At 65.1% G+C, this 4,312-nt stretch carries 4 protein-coding genes; all 4 read left to right on the forward strand.

The window, feature by feature from the left end; genetic code table 11:
• A partial coding sequence (locus G3436_RS16965; protein ID WP_163947189.1) for a 2'-5' RNA ligase family protein occupies positions 1-396 on the forward strand: 396 nt, incomplete at its 5' end.
• Positions 393-1,997, forward strand: a complete 1,605-nt coding sequence (locus G3436_RS16970) for a CocE/NonD family hydrolase (protein WP_163947192.1) — start codon at positions 393-395, stop codon at positions 1,995-1,997. The genes G3436_RS16965 and G3436_RS16970, both read left to right, overlap by 4 nt.
• Positions 1,998-2,014: 17 nt before the next feature.
• Positions 2,015-3,244, forward strand: coding sequence for an ATP-grasp domain-containing protein (locus G3436_RS16975; protein ID WP_163947195.1), 1,230 nt, complete (start codon positions 2,015-2,017; stop codon positions 3,242-3,244).
• Positions 3,245-3,312: 68 nt separating this feature from the next.
• Positions 3,313-4,242 (forward strand): carbon starvation induced protein CsiD, encoded by a 930-nt coding sequence (locus G3436_RS16980; protein ID WP_243667192.1) that lies wholly within the window; start codon positions 3,313-3,315, stop codon positions 4,240-4,242.
• The last annotated feature ends 70 nt before the right edge of the window (positions 4,243-4,312 follow it).

Genomic DNA, 4,312 nt, shown 5'->3' on the forward strand with positions numbered 1-4,312 from the left:
CGGGCGGTGCAACACTGGGCCAGTAACAGCGCGCCCCTGAGCTTGCGCACCGGCGCGATCCAGACGCTGGCCTACCCGACCAACCTGGCCTATGTGGCGCTTGAACCCAGCGCGGCGTTGCGTGCCGCAATGGCCGACCTGCGCCTGACGGCGCTACAGGAAGGGGTACCGGTGCGCGACGAGATTGCCGTGGCGCAATGGCTGTTCCACCTGTCGCTGGCGCACTGCCCGGGGATGTCCGAGGGGCAGTGGGAGGCGCTGGTGGCATCGTTGCAAGGGCTCGCGCTGGGCCCGATCGACTTCACCGTGGGTGCGGTCGAATTCGTCGAGTATCAGCACGGCAGGGAGCTTCCCGCCCACGTCGTGGCACTCGCCAGCGGCGGCCCTGCGCAGTGAAGCCGTTGACTGTGCAGCAGCGCGCGGTGCTGTGCGAGCAGCATCGGATCAGGGTGGATGCGCGTACCGCGCTCAATGCCGTGGTCTACCGCGCTGTACCGTGCGAGGTGGCGGTGTCGAGCATTCTGGTGATCACGCCGTACCTGGCTGAGCGCTATGCCGAGGACGGCGAGTATTTCTGCCGCGCTGGCTTCAACTTCATCGTGGTCGATGCGAGGGGGCGAGGTGCCTCGCAGGGCACGTTCGTACCCTTCGAGCAGGACGGCGAGGATGGTCGCTGCGTGGTCGAGTGGATCACCCGCCAGGCATGGGCCACTGAGCGTGTCGGCTTGTACGGCGGTTCGTATTCGGGGTTCAACCAGTGGGCTATCTGTGCGCAGCCGGCACCGTCTGTGCGCAGCCTGGCGCCGGTGGCCGCGGTGTATCCGGGGGTCGATTTTCCCGCCGTGGATGGGCTCATGTACCTGTACGCGGCGCGCTGGCTGGCCTACATGGACAACCAGGGCGGTGGCGTTGCGCAGTACCAGGACAACTGTTACTGGGCACAGCGCCTGGCCGGTGCGTGCAGTGCACACCGCAGCGCATTCCTGCAGAGCGCGGCAGGCCAGCGGGCGACGCTGCAGCAGTGGCTGGAACAGCTTGACCAGCCGGCGTACTGGGCTGCGTTCACGCCGACGCCGCAGCGCTATGCGGCGTTTGACGCGCCAGCGCTGTTCATCACCGGTTTCTACGATGATGACCAGCGCGGCACGCTGGCGTATTACACGCAGTTGCGCCAGTCCGGGCAGGCCCCGGCGTTTCTGCTGATCGGCCCCTGGGACCATGACGGTACGCGGGTACCGCGTGCCGCCTTCGGCGGCCTGTCGCATGGTGCGCAGAGTTGCCTGGACCTGCGTGAACTGCACCGGCAATGGTATGCCTGGACCCTCGATGATGGGCCACGGCCGCAGCGTCTGAGTGCGCCCGTCATGTACTACGTGGCGGGGCTGGAGGTCTGGCGCCAGGCCGAGTCGCTCGATGCCATCGAGCACAGCTGGCTCACGCTGTACCTGAGCGCGGACGCAGCGGCGGGCCTGTGTCCCGGCAACGCGCTGGCGCCCGCCTGCACGCTGTTGTCGGCCCCGGCCGTGCCGACGCCGTTGCCGATTGGCAATGTGATGAGCCACGAGCCGGTCTACTGTGGCGATGAGCGCGCCTTCAGCGCTGCTCATGGCCAGGTGTTCGACAGCTGTGCCCTGAGCGAGCCGCTGACGCTATGCGGGTTTGCCCAGGTGACCTTGCAGGTGCTGGCGCCGGTGACACCGGTGGACATCTGCGTGACCTTGTACGCGGTATTGCCGGATCGCACGGCGGTGTACCTGGGCGCCTGCAACCGGCGCGTGCAGCGTACCTCGGCAAGGGCGGCGGGCCTGGTTGCGTTGATGTTCGACAGCTTCAACTTCATTGCCCGTGCACTGCCGGCAGGCAGTCACCTAAAACTGCTGGTGGGGCTGTCCAGCCCCACGCTATGGCTGACCGCGAACACGCCCGACAGCGTGGTACAGGTGCTGCACGGGGGCGGTTTCGCCTCCTACCTGCGCCTGCCGGTTCAACAGGCCTGACCCAGGGAGACAACGCTATGCCCACACAATGGAATGACCGGCTGATCGAGTGTGCCTACGGCAGCGGGCTGTATGCGCACAGTGACCGCCTGATTCTGGCCGGCGCCACGTTGAGCGCGCAGGAACATCGGCAACTGGGCGAGATCACCGCCACCCTCACGCGTCTGGTCGTGACGGTGTTCGAGCGCGAGTTCGCTGCCAACCTGCATGACTTTGGTGCGCGCCTGGGCAAGCCCCCGGCGACCATGGCGCTGCTTGAGGCATTGTCTGACGGAGGCCTCGACGCGTCGATCTTTGCCCGTGCGGATATCGTCAGGAGCGCCGATGGCTTCAAGCTGATCGAGCTCAACCTGGGTTCGCAGATCGGCGGCCTGTATTACGCCTCGCTGCCGGTGCTGGCCGGCTATCGGCAGCCGTATGACGCACTCGGTGCCTGGGCCCGGCGCATTGCGGCACGCGGTGATGCGCACGCCATGGTGTTTCTCGATACCCGTGAAGGCACTGCCTGGATGCCGCCGTACTGCACGGCCATGAGCAATGCACTGCAGGCCCTGACGGGCTGCCAGGTGCCGCTGAAGGCGTGTGCTGCGCTGCGTTTCGACGGCGAGCAACTGCTGGCCGACGGGCAGCCGGTCAGGGCGCTGTATTCATGGATGAGCGATGCCGACCTGGTTGCCGAAGGCGACCGGCTGGCTCCCGTGCTTGAGGCTGTTCGCCACGGCGCGGTGCGGTTGGTGATGTCGCCGCTGGCGCCGGTGTTCGCCGACAAGGGCGTGTTCGCATTGCTGTGGGAGCTGTTGCACGAGGGCCGCCTGAGTGCGCAGGAGGCCAGTTTCGTCGCGCGCTATGTTCCCTTTACCGCGACCCTGAGCAAACACAATCTGGACGATTTCATCGCTGACCGGCAGGGCCTGGTGCTCAAGCCGTGCGACGGCTACGGCGGTCACGGTGTACGGGTAGGTGCCGAGATGAGCGCGCCAGCGTGGACACAGGCCTTGCGCACGCTCATCGAGCAGGGCGCGGCGCACGGCTACATCGTGCAGGCCCTGGCCCGGCCGGTGGTGGAGCGCATCAGCGTGGGTACGCGCGATCAGCCCCCCGTGCAGGAGCAGAGCCATGTGGTCTGGGGCAGTTTCGTGCTGGACGGCGAGTACATCGGAAGCTACGCACGCAGCAAACCGGTGGCGGCCAGCCTGGTCATCAATCAAGGCAATGGTGCGGCCGTAGGCCCCGTCTGCGCGCAATGAACGAACTACTGGCGGCCTGACGCTCAGGCTCGCTGCGGCTCACTACCCGTACTTGAAGGAACAGGACGATGGTTGGCACACCGTTACATGCAGGACGCATCTGTCACTACGCATTCTCCGACTCGGTCGTGGATCGATTTCTTGGCCAGAGCCATGCCATCGGCCTTACCGATATGCACTTCATTCCGTACAAGCGCTACCTGTTGGCCGACAACTTTCTGCGCGCCAGCGGCGGCGGCTTCGATACCCAGCTGCTGGCGCGCCTGTGCGACTATGCCAGCGGCTGCGCGATCGTGCAGTTCGGCTCGGCGTTTGCCCGGGAGGACTACATAAAGCTCGCCACGGCGATTGCCCACCTGATCTCCAAACCCAGCATCCAGGGGCCGGGGGGCAGCTACTACGGCATCAGCAAGATTGTCGACGATGACAACCCGACGCTGAAGCTGCTGTACCCATACGCCAACTTCAGCCTGCACGCCGACGGGGTGTTCGAAGACAACCCGGTCGACTGGCTGATGATGATGCAACTGCGTGAGCAGCACGTCACCGGCGGCAAGTCGCGGCTGTTGCACATGGCCGACTGGGACGCTTACGACGTGTTTCATGACGACCCGGCCAACCAGGTGATTCGCCACGGCCTTCTGGAAAAGGACGGGCGCTATGACGTGTTTCGCAAGTTCACCTCGCTGGAGCCCTCGCGTGCACGGATCCTGCACAAGCGCGATGGCATGAACACGGTGAAATTCGTCGATCAGTATGTGATTCCCGAGACCATCGCCCAGGCTCGCTTCATCGAGCGTTTCCAGGCCTCGGTAGAGTCTTCGCCGCAGGTCTACGAAACGGCGTTGCCGGTGGGCAGCATGATCATATTGAACAACAACTTCTGGATGCACGGGCGTTCGGCGTTCGAGCAGCACCCGCATCTGGAACGCGAGCAACTGCGGCAATACGGCTGTTTCACCGAAGAGCAACTGCAAGGGATATCGCAACACGGTTGAGTGGCAACACACGCGCACCTGTTATCGAGGGCCGGGCTGTCCGGCGCCATGGGTGTACGTGTGATTATTT

Source organism: Pseudomonas brassicae (genome assembly GCF_010671725.1).
Taxonomy (GTDB): domain Bacteria; phylum Pseudomonadota; class Gammaproteobacteria; order Pseudomonadales; family Pseudomonadaceae; genus Aquipseudomonas; species Aquipseudomonas brassicae.